The organism is Dyadobacter flavalbus, from assembly GCF_006149045.1.
Taxonomy (GTDB): domain Bacteria; phylum Bacteroidota; class Bacteroidia; order Cytophagales; family Spirosomataceae; genus Dyadobacter; species Dyadobacter flavalbus.
Genome location: NZ_VBSN01000049.1, coordinates 117,163 through 135,016, shown reverse-complemented (window position 1 = coordinate 135,016; position 17,854 = coordinate 117,163). Strand labels below are relative to the sequence as shown.

General features: G+C 47.1%; 12 protein-coding genes. 8 read left to right on the top strand and 4 right to left on the bottom strand.

All coding sequences use genetic code 11. The annotated features are described in order from the left end of the window. Positions 1-62: 62 nt before the first annotated feature. Positions 63-641: a hypothetical protein gene (locus FEM33_RS16510; RefSeq protein WP_139013102.1), complete on the bottom strand. Its 579-nt coding sequence runs from the start codon at positions 639-641 to the stop codon at positions 63-65. 301 nt (positions 642-942) lie between these two features. Between FEM33_RS16510 and FEM33_RS16505 the strand changes: the two genes are divergently transcribed. The 4 genes from FEM33_RS16505 to FEM33_RS16490 all read left to right on the top strand — a co-directional run bounded on the left by FEM33_RS16505 (position 943) and on the right by FEM33_RS16490 (position 8,039). Continuing rightward, positions 943-1,590, top strand: coding sequence for an START domain-containing protein (locus FEM33_RS16505; protein ID WP_139013101.1), 648 nt, complete (start codon positions 943-945; stop codon positions 1,588-1,590). 234 nt (positions 1,591-1,824) lie between these two features. After that, positions 1,825-3,042: an MFS transporter gene (locus FEM33_RS16500; RefSeq protein ID WP_139013100.1), complete on the top strand. Its 1,218-nt coding sequence runs from the start codon at positions 1,825-1,827 to the stop codon at positions 3,040-3,042. A gap of 335 nt (positions 3,043-3,377) precedes the next feature. Beyond that, complete coding sequence (locus FEM33_RS16495; RefSeq protein ID WP_139013099.1) at positions 3,378-5,897, top strand: PAS domain-containing sensor histidine kinase; 2,520 nt, start codon at positions 3,378-3,380, stop codon at positions 5,895-5,897. 87 nt (positions 5,898-5,984) lie between these two features. Beyond that, positions 5,985-8,039, top strand: coding sequence for a beta-L-arabinofuranosidase domain-containing protein (locus FEM33_RS16490; protein ID WP_310588828.1), 2,055 nt, complete (start codon positions 5,985-5,987; stop codon positions 8,037-8,039). Positions 8,040-8,225: 186 nt separating this feature from the next. Here the strand turns inward: FEM33_RS16490 and FEM33_RS16485 are convergent, their stop codons facing one another. Beyond that, the gene (locus FEM33_RS16485) at positions 8,226-9,485 is read right to left on the bottom strand and encodes an Hsp70 family protein (protein ID WP_139013502.1); all 1,260 of its coding nucleotides are present in this window, start codon (positions 9,483-9,485) and stop codon (positions 8,226-8,228) included. Positions 9,486-9,835: 350 nt separating this feature from the next. On the opposite strand from FEM33_RS16485, the gene FEM33_RS16480 reads away from it, so the two are divergent. From FEM33_RS16480 to FEM33_RS16470, 3 genes are all read left to right on the top strand, one after another. Beyond that, positions 9,836-10,813 carry a sugar phosphate isomerase/epimerase family protein gene (locus FEM33_RS16480; protein ID WP_139013098.1) on the top strand — a complete coding sequence of 326 codons (978 nt, stop codon included), beginning with the start codon at positions 9,836-9,838 and terminating at the stop codon, positions 10,811-10,813. A gap of 364 nt (positions 10,814-11,177) precedes the next feature. Beyond that, positions 11,178-11,894 (top strand): YqjF family protein, encoded by a 717-nt coding sequence (locus tag FEM33_RS16475; RefSeq protein ID WP_310588827.1) that lies wholly within the window; start codon positions 11,178-11,180, stop codon positions 11,892-11,894. A gap of 152 nt (positions 11,895-12,046) precedes the next feature. After that, positions 12,047-13,918, top strand: a complete 1,872-nt coding sequence (locus FEM33_RS16470) for a T9SS type A sorting domain-containing protein (protein WP_139013097.1) — start codon at positions 12,047-12,049, stop codon at positions 13,916-13,918. Between the two features lie 283 nt (positions 13,919-14,201). Here FEM33_RS16470 and FEM33_RS16465 read toward each other — a convergent pair whose 3' ends face one another. Both FEM33_RS16465 and FEM33_RS16460 read right to left on the bottom strand, forming a co-directional pair. After that, positions 14,202-15,137: an NADP-dependent oxidoreductase gene (locus tag FEM33_RS16465; protein ID WP_139013096.1), complete on the bottom strand. Its 936-nt coding sequence runs from the start codon at positions 15,135-15,137 to the stop codon at positions 14,202-14,204. 665 nt (positions 15,138-15,802) lie between these two features. After that, positions 15,803-16,030 carry a hypothetical protein gene (locus FEM33_RS16460; RefSeq protein WP_139013095.1) on the bottom strand — a complete coding sequence of 76 codons (228 nt, stop codon included), beginning with the start codon at positions 16,028-16,030 and terminating at the stop codon, positions 15,803-15,805. Between the two features lie 668 nt (positions 16,031-16,698). Here FEM33_RS16460 and dgoD point away from each other — a divergent pair. Continuing rightward, positions 16,699-17,847: a galactonate dehydratase gene (gene dgoD / locus FEM33_RS16455; protein ID WP_139013094.1), complete on the top strand. Its 1,149-nt coding sequence runs from the start codon at positions 16,699-16,701 to the stop codon at positions 17,845-17,847. The last annotated feature ends 7 nt before the right edge of the window (positions 17,848-17,854 follow it).

Here is a 17,854-nt window from a genome sequence, read left to right as displayed (position 1 = left end):
GTGTGTGGAAAACAGTAAGCCGGGGCAATTGTTTATCGGTAAAATACGGTAATCTGATACGGTCAGGGATTTTTCCTGTACAAGGTAACGGGCGTATGCTTCGTAAACCGGGCGTCTCCCGAACTCCAGAAAGCGGACCCGGTTTTTGTAATATAGTTGAATACCAGTTTGAGCTGAATACTGTCGCCCTGCCATAATCCGCCCGGCTCCGTATCGGCTACATTGAATGACTCCCGGATCTGCTTTTTCTCATTCACCGGAATAAAGTTGATTCGGGTGATTTCATGTCCGTCCGAATTCCCCAGCTTTCCTTCCAGCCGGTTCTTTTCTGTCCCGAGGCTGCTGGTGATTACGGCTGATCCGGTAAAGTTCAATGATCTGTTCCCGCGCCTTCCTCTGCTTTTGCTCTGGTTCAGGATGTCGTCATCTACTTCCGGTTCTGTGATTTCCAGATCCATCTGCTTGCTGACACCATCGGGATCATTAAACCGGCCCTGCCATTTGCCCACCAGCAACGGAGCAGCATGGTCCGCTGCATAGGCCCACGGCCGGTCATACTTGTGCTTCCACCGTATCAAGCCGTAGTACGACAGCGTTACGGCGCATACAAAAATCAGCGCAGGGGTTCTTTTTGCAAGCATAAGAAATGGATAAAGTTTACTGAATAAAGTTACAAACCAAACAGGGGAAAATGAAATGAATGCATCAGTATTTTGCTGATTTACAGCTAGGAAAAGAGTTTCAGGTTTCATGCAAAAAAACGTTCAGACTAAGCCGGCCGTCATTTTGTCTTTGATAAAAAACGCAGCAAAAACGGAAATAAACCGGTAGCCCGGATAAAATAGATTAAATTCGTTGAGTGGCACGTTCACAGTATTCTTAAATATAAATCAGCAACAGAATGACCCGTCATTGCAAAGGATGTTTTAGACTCAAACCGGTATGTTAAAGACCCTTGTTCATACCGTGTTTTTCTGTTTTCTTTTTGTCCCGCTGTTCGCTGAAGACAATTGGAAAAAGGTTACTGAAAAAGATGAGATCAGGGTTTTTTCGCGGTACATGCCCGGATCGAAAATCAAGGCCCTTAAAGTGGAATGTGTGCTGAAAGCAAAGGCATCGGAACTGGTTGCGCTGCTGCTGGACGTGGAAGCTGCCACGGACTGGGTTTACAAAACCAAATCGTGCAAACTGCTGCGTAAAGTTTCACCCTCCGAACTTTATTATTACTCCGAGGTCAGCCTGCCGTGGCCGCTGGAAGACCGCGATTTTGTAGCACATCTCCGGGTATTGCAGGACAAAGCAACAAAGGTAGTGACTGTGGACGGGCCGGTTGTTGCCGGTATGGTTCAGAACAAGGAAGGGACTGTCAGGGTCATGAGTTCCAAAGGCATGTGGGTGATCACGCCGGTGAATAACGGACAGATAAAACTCGTGTATACCCTGCATGTAGATCCGGGCGGTGCCATTCCGGCTTGGGCCGTTAATTTGTTTGCTGCACAGGGACCACTGGAAACGTTTAAAAATATGAAAGAACAGTTGAAGCTGAGTAAATACAGGAACGTTTCACTGCCTTTTATTCTGAATGGCTAAGCTCATTTCCCTGTTCGTCCCGGATTGGCCTGTGTTCATGCAGGTCAGGAATTTCAGGGTAAAATAATGTGGTGAATGCTTTAAGTCTCAGGACATTCGTCTGGCACAGATTTTATAAAGTCCCGGTTCCGTTTCAGATCTGGGCAAATGGTGAAAGGCTAGAAGTAAAATGAGCATCGGTTTCGGTGTTGTTTCTTCCTTTTTCCTTTTTCTCTTTTAAAATCATGACTTGCCATGTCCAAACAGCCTTCCAGCCGGAACCTGACCGCATTAAACTGGTTAAACTTCTTTGCAGCAGATATCAGTGACGGCGTCGGCCCGTTTCTGGCAGTATATCTGGCGACCAACCTGAAATGGAACTCCGGCGATATCGGCATGGCCATCGCGGCTACAACCTTCGCGATGGTCGTCGGACAGGCACCTGCCGGCTATATTGTTGATATTATCCGTCAGAAAAGATACCCGATAATAGTTGCTTCGCTGGTGGTGGGTGCTACCGCACTGCTTTTGCCTTCGCTCAGGAGTTTTCCTGTTCTTCTTGCCTGTCAGGTCATTATCGGTCTGGCCGCTTCGTTTTATATGCCTACGCTGGTTGCGCTGGCTTCGGTCGTATCAGAAAAGGCAGGATTTGATCACGTGATCAGCAAAAACCAGAGCTTTAATCACGCCGGAAATGTTGCTGCAGCCGTTTTTACCGGGGTAGTGGCGCGATTTACCAATAATGCCGGCATATTTTACTGCATGATGGCGCTGGCTGTTCTGTGTACAGTGAGTGCTTTGTCCATTTCACAAAAGGCGGCTGCGCCGGAAGAACCGTCTCAGAGTTTAGAAAATCAGAAAGGTCTTTTCAAGGATGTCATTGGCAACAGGGCTTTTTTGATGTTTCTGCTGCTGACGATCATTTTCTATTTTTCCAATGGTGCCATGCTTCCGCTGGTCGGACAGGAAATTGCGAAAGCGAGGCCGGAAAATTCAACATTGTATCTGGCCGCCTGCATCATCATTGCCCAGCTTGTCATGGTGCCCACGGTTTTTATATGTGGCAAACTAGCGCAAAAAGGCCGTAAAAAGCTGCTTGTGGCTGCTTTTATCCTTCTGGCGGCAAGAGGCATTCTTTACACGATCACGGACAATGTCGTTCATTTACTTGCTTTTCAGATCCTGGACGGAATGGCGGCAGGAACGTTCAGCGTCGTGGCAATCATGGTGGTTAATGACCTCATGGGTACTTCCGGACGTGCCAGTTTTGCACAGGGAATGCTGGCGGCATCACTCAGTTTCGGTTCTACCCTGAGCAACCTGGCAGCCGGATTGATTGTAGACGCCGCGGGTTTCAGAATGGGGTTTATGTTTTTGTCTGCGCTTGCATTGGGAGCACTCGTACTGCTTTGGAAAGCAATGCCCGAAACGCTGAATACGCAGTCTTCCGTATCCGTCACGCCTGCAATCTGAATATGCCAAACTCAACTGCTGTCATGCGGCAGGCGGACCAATTTCCATGCTGATTTACGGCAGTTGCCAACCGGCTTTTAGCTGTTTTGAAAAATAAATACTTGATAGATAGCAGGTTGGTGAAAATAACTAGTTGAGCCGAGTTTCAGAAGCTGCGTGTTTTCCTGCAACCTGCGTTTTCGTTTTTATTAAAATGATCAGAAAAAATAATGAGCTGGCTTTTGCCAGGAACAGAAATACAAGATTATTTCTGCTTTTAGCCTTTGCCGATTTCTGCAGACTTACATTAGATTGCTTAACTTGCCATTCACTAACTAAGTAATCTGTTGTCAGAATTGTCTCATACTAGATTGTACCCGTTTTTAGCCGGCGGCGGCCGGGCAGGAGAGCTTATCCGGAACTGTAACTGGTCAGCTTCGCCCATTGGCGTACCTGATGAATGGCCGCGGAGCCTGCGTACACTCATCCGCATGATGCTGGCGAGTCCTGTTCCGACGGCTATCCTGTGGGGTACCGAGCTGATTACCTTTTACAACGATGCATTCGGGCAGGGTCATGCCGGCGGCAGCGAACATTCTTCTTGGCTCGGAAAGTATGGTAAGGAAAGCTGGGCCGAGTTCCGTTCAGACTTCAAAACTGTCATACAATCGGTCATGGCGGGCGGTGAAGCGGCAACCTTTCAAGATCATCAGCAACCGTTTGACCATAATTCAACTGTAAGCAACCGGACTTATACTTTCAGCCCGCTTGCTGACGATACCGACACAATAAACGGCGTTCTGGTTACTTGTTCGGAGACGGAAGATGATAAGGAAAGTACGGGTCCGTTTGGTCGTACGCAGGAATGCCTGCAGAACCTGATCGGCAATGCATCTTCAGGTATCATGGTTTTAAGTATGCCTGATATGAGGATTACAATTGTGAATGAAGCTTTTGCACGGCTTACCGGCCGGCAAGTAAATGAGCTTCAGGGCCAACACCTGCCTGAAGTCCTCCCGGAAATGCACGACAGCTTTCCGGAGTTGATTAACAAGGTATTTTCAACAGGCACGCCACAGTCTCTTTTTGCTCAGCCGTATTCCGCTTTAACCGGAGAGGCAGCGGAAGAAGGGTTTCTGGATCTGGTATTTCAGCCATACAAAGGGCACGAGGGGCAAATTACCGGCGTGTCGGTAACCTGTAATGACGTAACGCGGCAGGTTCTGGACAGTCAGAAACTGCTGAGAAGCGAGGCTCGTCTGCGCAGTCTGGTGGAAAGCGCCCCTTTTCCGATTGGTGTATATGTAGGACCGGAAATGGTGATCCGGCTTGTTAACCAGACCATTATTGATATTTGGGGCAAAGGACCGGATATTGTCGGCAAACGGTATGCCGAGGTTTTGCCCGAGCTCGAAGGCAAAGGCATCTATGAACAGCTGGACTCCGTTTACCGCACCGGACAGGCTTACTACGCGCATAACCAGCATGTGGAACTGATGATCGACGGCGAGCTGAAGCCTTTTTACTTTAAATACACCTTTACACCGCTTTTTGACAGTGACGGAAAAGTGTACGGAGTAATGAACACCGCCGCAGATGTTACGGATCTGGTCGTTGCCCAGCAGCAGCTGCAGGAAGCGGATGCCGGTTTGAGAGGTGCTATTGAACTCGCCCAGCTGGGCTCCTGGGAGCTGGACCTGCGTACGGGACAGGTGAGCTACTCTGAAGTAATCCGGTCGTGGTTCGGCTTTGACCAGGCTTCCACGGCTTTATCCCAGGTTTATAATCCGATCCATCCGCAGGACAGGGAAACAGTGGAGCAAGCCATCAATAAAGCACTGGAAGCAGGTTCTTCGGGAGTATATGATGCAGAATACCGGCTGGTGACATACCTTACCGATGTTGAGCGTGTTGTTCATGCCCGGGGCAAAGTTTTGTACGATAGTCAGGGTCAGGCCTATAAGCTTGCAGGCACGGCTCAGGATGTTACTGCAGAGCGTCGGCGTGAAGAGGAACTGGAGCACCTTGTGCAGCTAAGGACCAGGGAGCTGGCAGCAGTCAATGAAGAGCTGGCAACACTCAATGAAGAACTGGCAACCCATAATGAAGAATACCTGGCCATTAATGAAGAGCTTGAAGAAGCAAACCGGCTACTGACGCGCTCGAACGAGAACCTGCAGCAATTTGCTTACGTAGCCAGTCATGACCTTCAGGAGCCGCTCCGGAAAATCCAGCAGTTCGGTGATATTCTGAAGAACCGGTATATAGGCGAAATCGGAGAAGGGGCAGGCTATCTGCAGCGCATGCAGGCAGCAGCCAGCCGCATGTCTGCGCTGATCCGGGACCTGCTTGATTTTTCCAGTATTTCCACCTACCGCGATAATCCCAAACCAGTAGACCTCAATGAAGTTGTGATAACAGTTCTTTCAGATCTGGAGCTGACCATTGTTGAAACAGGGGCCCGGCTTCAGGTGGGCATGTTGCCCGTCATACAGGGAAATGCCCTGCAATTGGGTCAGCTTTTCCAGAACCTGCTGAGCAATGCACTTAAGTTTCGCCGTCCCGATCAGCTGCCTGTGATTCAGGTGAGTTCCGGTACTGTCAGACATAGTGAGTTGCCGCCATTGGTAAAACCGACGCGGCTTGCCGGAAAATACCACCGCATTGAAATTACAGACAACGGGATCGGTTTTGATGAAAAATACGCAAACCGCATTTTTCAGGTATTTCAGCGGCTGCATGGCAAAAACGAGTATGCCGGTACGGGTATCGGACTGGCTATTTGCGAGAAAGTAGTTTCCAACCATGGCGGGGCCATCAGTGCGGCCGGCCGGGTAGGGCAGGGAGCCACATTTGTCATTTACTTGCCGGTTTAGTTTTGGGTGAGATGTTTTTTGTGAAATGTGAGATGGGTTTTCGATGAGAAATCAGAAGGTTTTCAGGTTGTAAAAATGAATAGACCAATGCTACTGAACGGATACCGGAGTTGTGCAGCCGCCATGCACCTGTCCTATTTTTTTCTGGTTTTGTTACTCATTCCTGTAATGACGGCTTTCGGGCAAACGACTCCTGCTGAGCGCTACCGAACAAACCGCGCACCTTTAAGGCCCAATCCCTATATCGAGCTGCCGTTGGGCGCCATCAAGCCTCGGGGCTGGCTGAAGGAAATGCTGGTTCGCCAGAAAAACGGCGCAACCGGCCATCTTGACAAGCTTTATCCGCTGGTGATGAACGAAAGAAATGGCTGGCTCGGCGGAGACGGCGACCAGTGGGAACGTGGCCCTTACTGGATTGACGGGCTGCTGCCGCTGGCTTACATTCTGAACGACAAAGAACTGATTGCAAAGGCGCAGCCCTGGATAGAGTGGGCCATAAAATCCCAAACTCCGGACGGCTATTTCGGGCCTTCGCAGGATTATCCGGGTGAGCCGGGAATCCAGAGAGACAACAGTCGTGACTGGTGGCCGAAAATGGTGATGCTGAAAGTCCTGAAACAATACTATTCTGCAACCAGTGACCAGAGAGTGATCAGATTGATGACCGGTTATTTTAAATATCAGCTGAAAGAACTTCCGTCAAAACCGCTGGATCACTGGACATTCTGGGCTAAATACTGGGGCGGCGATAACCTCATGACGGTTTACTGGCTTTACAATATTACCGGTGATCCATTTTTGCTGGAACTCGCAGATTTGCTTTACAAGCAGACGTTCAATTATGGTGACGCTTTCCTGAACACCGATCTGCTGTCAACGACCGGAAGCATTCACTGTGTAAATCTTGCACAAGGCATGAAAACGCCTGCCATTTATTATCAGCATCATCCGGAACAAAAATATTTGTCAGCCTTGCAGAAGGGTTACGCGGATCTTCGCAAATACAACGGCATGGCGCACGGCCTGTATGGCGGGGATGAGGCACTCCACGGAAACAATCCTACCCAGGGTTCGGAGCTGTGCAGCGCCGTGGAAATGATGTTCAGTCTGGAAAGTACGCTGGAAATTACGGGTGACGTTGCTTATGCCGACAGGCTGGAGAAAATAGCATTTAATGCATTGCCCGCCCAGACGTCCGACGATTACATGGAACGGCAGTATTTCCAGCAGGCAAACCAGATCATGGCGACAAGGCATATCCGGAATTTTGATCAGAATCACGGCGGTACGGATGTGGCTTTCGGACTGCTTACCGGTTATCCGTGCTGTACGTCCAATATGCATCAGGGTTGGCCGAAATTTACACAGAACCTCTGGTATGCTACGGCTGATAAAGGAATTGCTGCCCTGATTTATTCACCCAGCGAAGTTCAGGCGGTTGTTGCTGATGATACCCATGTGAATATAAAGGAAGAAACAACCTATCCGTTTGGCGAAAACATCAGGTTTACCATTCAGATGGAAAAAGGAAAGTCAGTCCATTTCCCGTTTCACCTGCGTGTTCCCGGATGGTGCAAAAAAGCAACGGTCAGAATCAATGGTAAAAATCTTCAGGAAGCAGAAGGAAACCAGATCGTAAAGATGACACGTGAATGGACGTCCGGCGATGTCGTGGAATTGCTGTTGCCCATGCATCTTTCTACCGAAAGATGGTATGAGAACTCCATGTCCGTAGAACGCGGACCACTTACTTTTGCCTTGAAAATAGGAGAGGAAACGAAGAAAGTCACAAATGAAACGGATCCGGTTCGATACGGGGCTTCTTTTTACGAAGTACGGCCGACTACCCCTTGGAATTACGGGATATTTGAAATGCAGGAAAGTAAATTGTCCGAAAATTACAAGGTCGAGCATTCAGGAAAAGGAAGTGATTTTCCATGGAATCTTGAAAATGCGCCTATTCTCCTGAAAACAAAGGCCAAGCGCATTCCGTCCTGGCAGATATATAATGAAATGGCCGGCCCGGTTCCGTTCAGTATGATTGATAACGTGGCACCGGGACCGGAAGAGGAAATAATCCTCGTTCCATATGGCTGTACCGAGCTCAGGATTTCGCAGTTTCCGGTTGCAGGCAGAAAGTAGAACAAATCGTTTGGAAGCTGTTGGCTTTTAGCTATAAGCTGTTAGCTATTAGCTGTTAGCGTTTAGCGATTAGTTTGTAGTTGTGAAATGTAAGTTCTTGATTTTCAGTTGATAATTACTTTAAGTTGCTTGTTCGTTTCTGACCAAAAGCTAAAAGCTAACAGCTAACAGCTAAAAGCTATAAGCTTATGAAAAACGGTTCCGGGCGTCATAGGCAAGGCCGAGTCCGACGCTGGAAAGTTTGTTTTCCTCAGACCATTCAGCCGAGGGGAACAGCAGCCTGAACTGCTCCTGAATAAGCGGAATTTCGGTGGAACCGCCCGTCATAATAACCAGACCGATTGCTTCCGGCGCTATTCCGGCAGCTTGCAGACATTCTCTGGCCGCCTGTAAAATGCGCTGCGTTTTTGTGGTAATTGCCGCATTGAAATCTTCCCTTGCAACTTCAACCCGCAGGTCCTGATCAATAAAATCAAGCGCGGCACCGTAATTTTCACTGTTTGCCAGCCCGATTTTTATTTTTTCTGTCTGTGCCAGAACGGCATGGCCGGTTTCCTGTTCAAGAACGCTGATCAGCCTGCCATAACGTACCGGATCGTGCGTTTCGCGGAGCAGTTGTTTGGCCTGAAATATAGTCCGGTTGGTATAAAGAAAATTCACTTTGCTCCATTCGGAAAGATCAAAATAGTGGTAAGACGGCACTTCCAGGTTTTTGGCTCCGTAAGTAGACCGGAAGCCAAGCTGCGGCATCATTTCGGCAAGGCTCAGATCCTTGTCAAAATCGTTTCCGCCAAGCCGTACGCCGGTATTGGCAAGTATATCGCTGCTTCTGTCATGCCTGCGGGCATTTTCCCTGGATAAACGGATGATGGTAAAATCCGAAGTTCCGCCGCCGAGGTCCACAACGATGGCCAGTTTTTCGCCTGTAACCCTAGCCTCATGTGCAAATGCCGCTGCGATCGGCTCAAACTGAAATCCTACATGCTCGAAACCAAGATGCATCCCCACCGCTTTCAGCTCGTTTTCTGCGCGCTGGTCGGCTGCCGGATCGTTATCAACAAAATGAACAGGCCGTCCCATTACGACATGCCTGAGCTCTGTTCCGCAGTCCGCTTCTGCCTTGCGCTTCATCTGGTCCAGAAATGCAGCAATGATCTGATCAAATTTCATCAGTTCACCGTTCACCATTGTTCCCTGTCGCATGGCGGGCGTGCCCAGCACCCGTTTCAGGCTACGCATCAGTCTTCCCGGCTGCCGGGCAAGAAAGCGTTCGGTTGCCTCGCGGCCGAAGAATGCCTGATTGTCCTTTCGTGCAAAGAACATGGCGCTTGGAATAGTAATATTGTCGTTTTCAACCGGAACCAGGAAAACATTATCTTGATCTGCAACTGCCAGACTGGAATTGGAAGTGCCGAAATCAATACCGCAAAAAACAGAAGTTGTCATCATTTCAAAAATTGGGGGTGCAATTTCTGATTATTTGCCCGGCATTACAAATAAGAATCTGAATTGTTGCCGGAACCGGCGGTTGGCTTTTGGCTATCATCCTTTGGCCGGCGGCTCAATGCAATTGGTTTTTAGTTAAATGCAAGCAGTTTTCAGTTGTCTGCGCTTCGGATTTTTACGGTTTGCTGATGGTCAACAACCATGGGCTGCAAGATTTAAGCCAACTGCCAGCCGCCAACCGCCAAATGCCGAAAATCAGCCAGAATTCCACTTTATACGGGCAAATAGTTTTACTTAACCGATTATAAACTTAAATTAACAGCCCTATTACTAACCATTCACCTTTCATCATGGAAAATTCTACAGCCCTTGAAACTTCGGGATCAAGAAGGAACTGGCTTAAAAAAACATCCTTGCTGGGATCAGCTTTACTGACCGGATCGCTGGCAGATGCAAAGCCCGAAGCGGCGAAACCTCAGGTAATCAGAAGGCTGCCGATCAGCGTATCTTCGTATTCGTACTGGCCGCTTACAGGCGATAAGTACCCGATTGAAAAAGTAATCGAAAATGCGGCGCGTATCGGTTTTGACGGGGTTGAAATCCTCCACCGCCAGATGGCCGAAGAATCGGTCGGCTATCAGAATAAACTGAAACGGCTGGCTTTTGATAACGGACTGGCCCTGCCGCTGCTTTCCATTCACCAGAACTTTCTGCAGCCCGACGTGGCCAAAAGAAAGGCCGACATTGAGCATACTTACAAATGCATCAACATGGCTTCACAAATGGGCATTCCGTGCGTGCGAATGAATACCGGATCGTGGGGAACGATCAAGAATAAAAGACAGACTGATTATTACACACACGGCATTGAACCGCCGATAGAGGGTTATACGGATGAAGACGGCATCAAATGGACAATCGACGGAATGGGCGAGTGCCTGAAATATGCCGAAAAAGAAGGCATTGTGCTCGCACTGGAAAATCACTGGGGGCTTTCCTCAAATATAGACTATCTGCTGCGCATGTACAACGCACTCAAAAGCTCGCCTTCGATGGGGCTGAACGTGGATACGGGGAATTTTGTAGGCGAACCATACGCCGGTCTTGAGAAACTGGCCCCTTATGCCACCATCGTCCAGGCCAAGACTTACTATGGCGGCGGGACTTTTTATGACAAGGAAATGGATTATACGCGCATCGGGAAAATTTTCCAGAAAGCGAATTACAAAGGATTTGTTTCCCTTGAAATGGAAGGAAAGGAAAATCCGGACGTATCCGTACCCAAAAGCCTCGAACTGCTCCGGAAAGCATTCACCTTTATGGCCTGAAAAGCCTGAAGATTTATAAACCAAAAAGGAGAAGCACTTTGCAATCGTGGAGTGTTTCTCCTTTTTGGTTGTAATACAATCATTCAATAATCAAACTTATGTAAGTGCATATAAAAACAACCTGCAGCATTTTATCAAATCCATTTACTGTTACAGCATGAACCTGTACGATATTAAATATACCAAATGAAAGCTGCCTTCTGCCGCAAGGTAAGCCAGCTTATAACAATTGCGTTATTTCGTATAAGTTGGCAGTTCCTTTTTGTAATAATAACCTTTGCAAACGTGCGTAAATAACTTGGTAACAAGCAAGAAAGTCTAGGATAAATCGATATATATCACTCCATTGTTAAGTAAATCAAGCATGATGACAAATTTCTTGGAAGCAAGTTGGAAAAACCTAATCATGGCCAATTATGAAATTGAACCTGAACTGCTTTTGCCTTATATTCCCAAGGGTACAAAACTGGACTTTTACAATGGTAAAACTTTCGTGAGCTTGGTTGGTTTTTTATTCAGCGATACCAGGGTTTTTAACATACCCATTCCATACTTCGGGACTTTTGAGGAAGTTAACCTTAGATTTTATGTAACAAGGCAGCAAGGACAAGAAACCAAGAGAGGCGTTGTCTTCATCAATGAAGTAGTTCCCGGCAAAATCGTTGCCTGGCTTGCAAATCACTTGTACAAAGAACATTACAAGTCTATGCCAACAAAACGTCGATGGGAAACAAACAGCAGGGTGAAAAAAATCGGATACGAATGGAAAACAGGGAAGGACTGGAACAAAATTTATGTTGAAGCAGAGGCAGTAACTTCTGAAATAGCAACAGCCAGTTTTGAAGAGTTTATATTGGAGCACTATTACGGTTACACTAAAATCAATGATACTGCAACAGAAGAGTACACTGTCAATCACATCAGATGGATGGTCAATCAGGTTAATTACTATGAAATAAAGTGTGATTTCGAATTCATGTACGGGCCTGAATTCAATATTTTAAACAAAGTAGAGCCGCATTCTGTTTTTTTAGCAGAAGGCTCCGAAGTGTCAGTGAAATGGGAAAGAAAACGCTTTTGATGCTGTAAGCAAGTTCCAGATTACAATTCAACTACTAACTGATTCCAGTACTCTGAATTCAGATTTTAATTAGCTGATTTTAATGCCAAAGTTAAAATGTCACTTTAAATTATACTTCTTATATTTACATTATGTATATATAAATATTTAATATGAAAAAACATGTACAGTTGACCTCACTAAAATCAGTTTTACTGCATGGCATGTTCGTCATGTTCCTGCTTTTTTTCGCCAGTCTGACGACTGCTTTTGCACAAACTGAACTGCCTTTTCGCGATGATTTCAACCGGAGCGTCCTCGGCGCAAACTGGAAAATAAACAATTCATGGTCTATACGGAACGGCGCCGCTTTCAACGCATCGGATATTGGCTCGCTTGTAACTGCCGGAAAATTTGCTGCGGAGTCCTATGTAATCGAAACATCCGCCAAAGGGCTTACCGGCAGCTACTGGCGGGAGTTCAGGCTGATATTCGGGCAGGCAAATTCCGCCGAATCAAAAGCGTATGTCCTGACTTATTATCCTGATTCCGGCGGAAACCTTACCCTTGGCATTGCAACCGACAATATTTATCATCCGCGTGTGCTCGACGAGTTCAGCATTTATCCGGCACTAGAAGATACAAGATGGTACAAGTTTAAGATAGCACGTTATAAAAGCGGCCTGATTCAGGTTTACCTGGACAAAGGGCAGGGTTATTCAAAATGGCCCGTGCTGGAAACAATTGATCTGACGTACAAACAATTAGGTCATTTTGGCTGGAAGGTTTCTACGCAGACTGCGGGTAAAGACTTTTTCGTAGACTGGATCGGGGCATGCAAGCCCGGTACCGAAAAGCCTGCTGTACCGGAAAAGCCGGAGGAAGATAATCTGATCACACAGGTTTCAGTTCCAAACGGCCGTTCATACACGGTTTCAAAGTTAAATGCAGGTTCCCGGATTTATACCGACCGGGATTATCAGGTTACTTCGCTGCCCGGCTATCTGAAAGGTGCGTCATTTGTCCAGACGGCCATGGAAGACAAGAACCAGACACAGGCAAGCTGGCTTACAACTTTTATGAAAAAGCAGGTGGTGGTTTATGTCGCCTATGATCCAAGGGCCGGTGTATTGCCGGCCTGGCTGGCAGGATGGCACAAAACGGGTGACATCATCGGCACGAATGATCCGGGTTCACAGTATCTGGAAATTTACAGCAGGCAGGCTGATATCTGGCAGGTTTATCCAAGGCCATTCATTTTGGGGGCGAATCTGGCCAGTCCCGCATCAGGTACAAAAATGAATTACCTGGTGGCTGCCGTGGAGCTGCCGGCAAGTATGAACCTGGAAGCAGAAAATGCAAAACTTTCGGGAGCCGTTGCGGCCAGTGACCATCCGGGTTTCAGCGGAAAAGGCTATGCTGATTTTATCAATAACAGAAGCGATTATATCGAATGGACGGCACAGATTGCTTTGCCCGGCACATACAGCGTGGGTTACATCTTTGCGAATACCAGAAACGAGCGTTCACTGGCATTGACTGTGGACGGCGTTCCGGCGGGCAATTCTGTTTTTTTACCTCTGGCGAGCTGGGATAACTGGGCTTTTTATTCTGGTCAAAAAGTGTTTTTAAAGGCAGGAACACACAAAATCCGGTTAACGGCGACAGGCACCAGCGGCCCGAATATCGATTTTCTGAGCCTGAACTTTGTATCCGATAATGCCGATTTGGTAACAGCCAACTCTTTAGCAAGATTAAGCGCACAGGAATCTGCAGCGTCAACAGCCCGTGAAGATAACTTGTATGCTTATCCGAATCCGTTTCAGGTTCAAACAACCATATCTTACGAACTGGCGCAGCCGGAAGAAGTAAATCTAGCCATTTTTACACCTGAAGGAAAGCAGCAGGCCGTACTTGTGAATGGCATGCAGGCAGCCGGGAAATACAAGGTGGAATTCAACGCAGAAAAACTTCCCGCCGGGCTTTATATTTATCAGCTCAGGCACGGACAAAATACTTACACCGGAAAAATAGCCAAGCAATAAACACGGTTCCAAAAATGTGTTGCTGAGCAATCGTTTACATCCGATTGTAAAAGCCGGTCACGCACCTGTTGGCAATCAGTGTCAGGCTTTGGGAAAACGGAATGGTTGGAAACAAGCATATCAAAAAAATAACTGCCGCAGCAAACACAAAGCCATTACTTACTTGTAATCATCCGTTTTACAAGTAAGTAATGGCTTTATATTATTATTATTATTATTATTATTATCCATTCCCCCTTCTCCCTTCCTCCGTTCCCCCTTCTCCCTAAAAGCCAGCAATACGCTACAAAGTAACAATCACCTTCCCGACCGTTCTGCCGCTTTCTACCTGAAGGTGTGCTGCCGCCATGTCCGCAAACGGGAAAGTTTGTGAAACATGCGCTTTTAAAATGCCTTTTTCCATTAATGCCGCAATTTGCTGCATATCCTCGCCGTCCGACTGTACCAGAAAGAAATATCCGTTCACACCTTTTGCCTTTGCCTTTTCGGTAACCAATTCGTTCAGGCCGGTAGGAATGCTGATCAGTGTTCCGCCGGGTTTGGTCACTTCAAGGGAATTGTCAATGTTGTCGCCACCAACCGTATCGAAAACAAAGTCAAATTCAAGCGAACTTTTCTGCCAGTCGTACCCATGATAATCAATGTGTTCGTCTGCACCGAGTGCAAGTACAAAGTCCTTGTTTCCGGCCGAAGAGGTTCCTGTTACGTGAATGCCCAGATGTTTGGCCAGCTGCACTGCAAAATGCCCGACGCCGCCGGCCGCCGCATGGATCAGTACTTTCTGGCCAGCCTCTACTTTTGCCTTTTTAACCAGCGCCTGCCATGCGGTCAGTGCCGCCAATGTTGCGGAAGCCGCTTCTTCATGCGAAATAGTGCCGGGCTTTCCGGCAAGCTGCGATGCAGGCGCTGCCACAAACTCGGCATATGCCTTTCCATGGCCGGGAAAATTGACCATACCAAAAACCTCGTCGCCGACTTTGAATGCATCGCTTTTTGTTTCAGTTACGACACCGGAAATGTCCCAGCCGAGTATCAGCGGGCTTTGATCTTTAATGCGTCCGTACATGCCTTTTCCTGCACGGCTTTTCACATCCACGGGGTTAATGCTGATGGCTTTTACCTGTACAAGGACTTCTTCTGCCTGGATTTCGGGGCTTTCAATATTTACAAGCCGAAGATTTTCAACGCCTCCGGGCTGTTCTGTAACAATGGCTTTCATCTGTTCCTGATTATTTATTTAATTAGTTCAATTCTGTTTTTCTGTACTTCAAAGGATTTTGTCCGGGTTGTTTTTTACATAATCTCGGTAAATCAGGAGGCATTTTCAAAGCCCGGTCACAGGCAATTCCAGCTACGTCCTGAACATCGATTCTCATCCGATTTTTCACCTCGGAAATCCGCGCAGTGTAGTGGAGATCCATGCCTGTATTACAATCCTGTTTACCAAAGATGGTCCTTTCTGTTTTAAACTGTCATCTTACAAAAATGATTTCAGCTCTATACTGAAACGTACAACCATTTTGTCCGGCATATGGGTTCAGTCGGCAAACGGCCTTTTATAACAAAACGGTGCTTTTTTAGGTATGGAGCCGTAAGGCTGAGGATGATCTCACGGCGGGACTCGTCCGGATTGTTGTAGTATGCTGTTCTGATCCGGCAAAGGCAGCTGCTTGAAATACGGGATCAACGAAGCCGTGCATGTTTCATCGTCGGGGAAAAGGTGATCCGGAATCTGTATAATAAAACAAGTACGAAGTACGTCAGCAGCCCCGATGAACGAAGCCCGAAAATAATCTCATCGTATATGGATAGCAGTTTACAGGATAAGGCTGCTCAGGCATTTTAGTTTCTAAAAAGCCGTTGCTTAAAATGCTGAAAACCGCATTATTCCCATTCGTGCTGTTTCAGGTAATTGCGCAAGTCCAGTCCTTCTTTCGTAAGCCGGCCGTAAATCAGCGATTCCAGGTTTGTGGACCATGACAAAACAACCATACGCTGTGTTTCCAGAATTTTCATATTGGAAATAATTCTGCTGTTCAGGCCTTCTTCCATCGTGAACAGAATCAGGTCATGATTCCGGAATACCTTCATTGCTTCAAATTCCTCTTCCATAACTGTTGATAATCTTTTATAAAGCAAAATCGCAAGTACTTTGACAAGCATATATCTATTCCGCTTCACGGGAATAAAAAGCATCAAAGCGAAGTACGCCAAATATGCTTTCCGTCACTACAAAATGCACCCTGTTTTCAATTCCTGTTTCCAGTATTGGTTGTGTAATTAAAAGATAAACATTTCATCGTATTCCACGGACAGATCCGCAAAATGACACTTGTATTTTCAGCAGGTTATTCCATGTGCTTTGCAGTTTTTACCAGTTTCAGGCAAATGTTAACCAATGTGCTGTGAATTACGGTAAACATACCGGTAACTGTATATAATATCATACCAATGATGCCGAAACGGCCTGTTTTCAGGTTTTTTCTAATGAAAATGTCTGTGCAGAAAGCCGGTTTTGGTGTTTGTCTCACTGATACCGGTTCCAATAAAAGTCTGCATTGCGGCTGAAATTTTCAGCTGCGCCCGTTATGAATTTCTGCTGCCGAAATGGTCGGCATGTTTCTGAAATAAAGGGTTTTAGCCAACTTGTCTGCAAGGCAGAATATTCTGAGGCAAAAAGAAAAATACGGCTTTATTAAGGTAAAAACACCGCTGAACGCATGCATGCACTTGGATTTGTACGCTTAGAAAGTAATTTTAGGAATTAACTGAAAGCAAAAATGAAAATCAGAAGTTACGAATTGTTCCAGGTTCCGCCGAGATGGCTGTTTTTGAAGATAGAAACGGATGAAGGACTGATTGGCTGGGGGGAACCGGTTATAGAAGGAAAGGCTGCAACGGTGAAGGCGGCGGTCATTGAACTGATGGATACGCTGATCGGGAAAGATCCGATGGACATTGAAGGTCACTGGAATACGATGTACAGAGGTGGATTTTACCGCGGCGGACCCATTTTAATGAGTGCCATTGCGGGTATTGATCAGGCGCTCTGGGATATCAAAGGCAAGTTTTACAATGCACCTGTTTATCAGTTAATTGGCGGGAAATGCCGCGACAAGATCAAGGTTTATTCATGGATAGGCGGGGACCGTCCGTCGGATGTGGCAAATGCTGCCAAACTTTCGCTGGACATTGGTTTCAAAGCCATTAAAATGAATGCGACCGATGAAATGCAGTATGTTGATTCCTATGAAAAGATTGATCATGTGCTGCTTCGTGTGGCTTCCATCCGTGAAGTTGTAGGGTATGCGCTGGATATCGGCGTTGATTTTCACGGACGTCTGCACAAGCCGATGGCCAAGGTGCTGGCCAAAGAGCTGGAACAGTTCCGTCCGATGTTTATTGAAGAACCCGTTTTGCCTGAAAACAACGAGGCGCTGAGGGAAATTGCGCAGCATACCTGCATTCCTATTGCAACGGGCGAGCGCATGTTCAGCCGCTGGCATTTCAAGGATTTGCTGACAAAAGGTTACGCCGATATTATCCAGCCCGATCTTTCGCATGCCGGCGGTATTACGGAATGTAAAAAAATATTGTCCATGGCCGAAGCTTTTGACGTGGCCGCTGCGCCGCACTGTCCGCTCGGGCCTATTGCGCTGGCCGCGTGCTTACAGGTTGACGCTACTTGTCACAACGCATTTATCCAGGAACAAAGTCTGGGCATTCACTATAATCAGGGAAGTGACCTGATGGATTACCTTGCGGATAAGACGGTGTTCAGCTATGAAGACGGTTTTGTAAAAATCCCTTCCGGCCCCGGACTCGGTATTGAAATCGATGAGGAGCAGGTGCGCAGAATGGCGGAAATAGGCCATAACTGGAAAAACCCGCTCTGGAAACATGATGACGGCAGCGCAGCGGAATGGTAATCAGTGA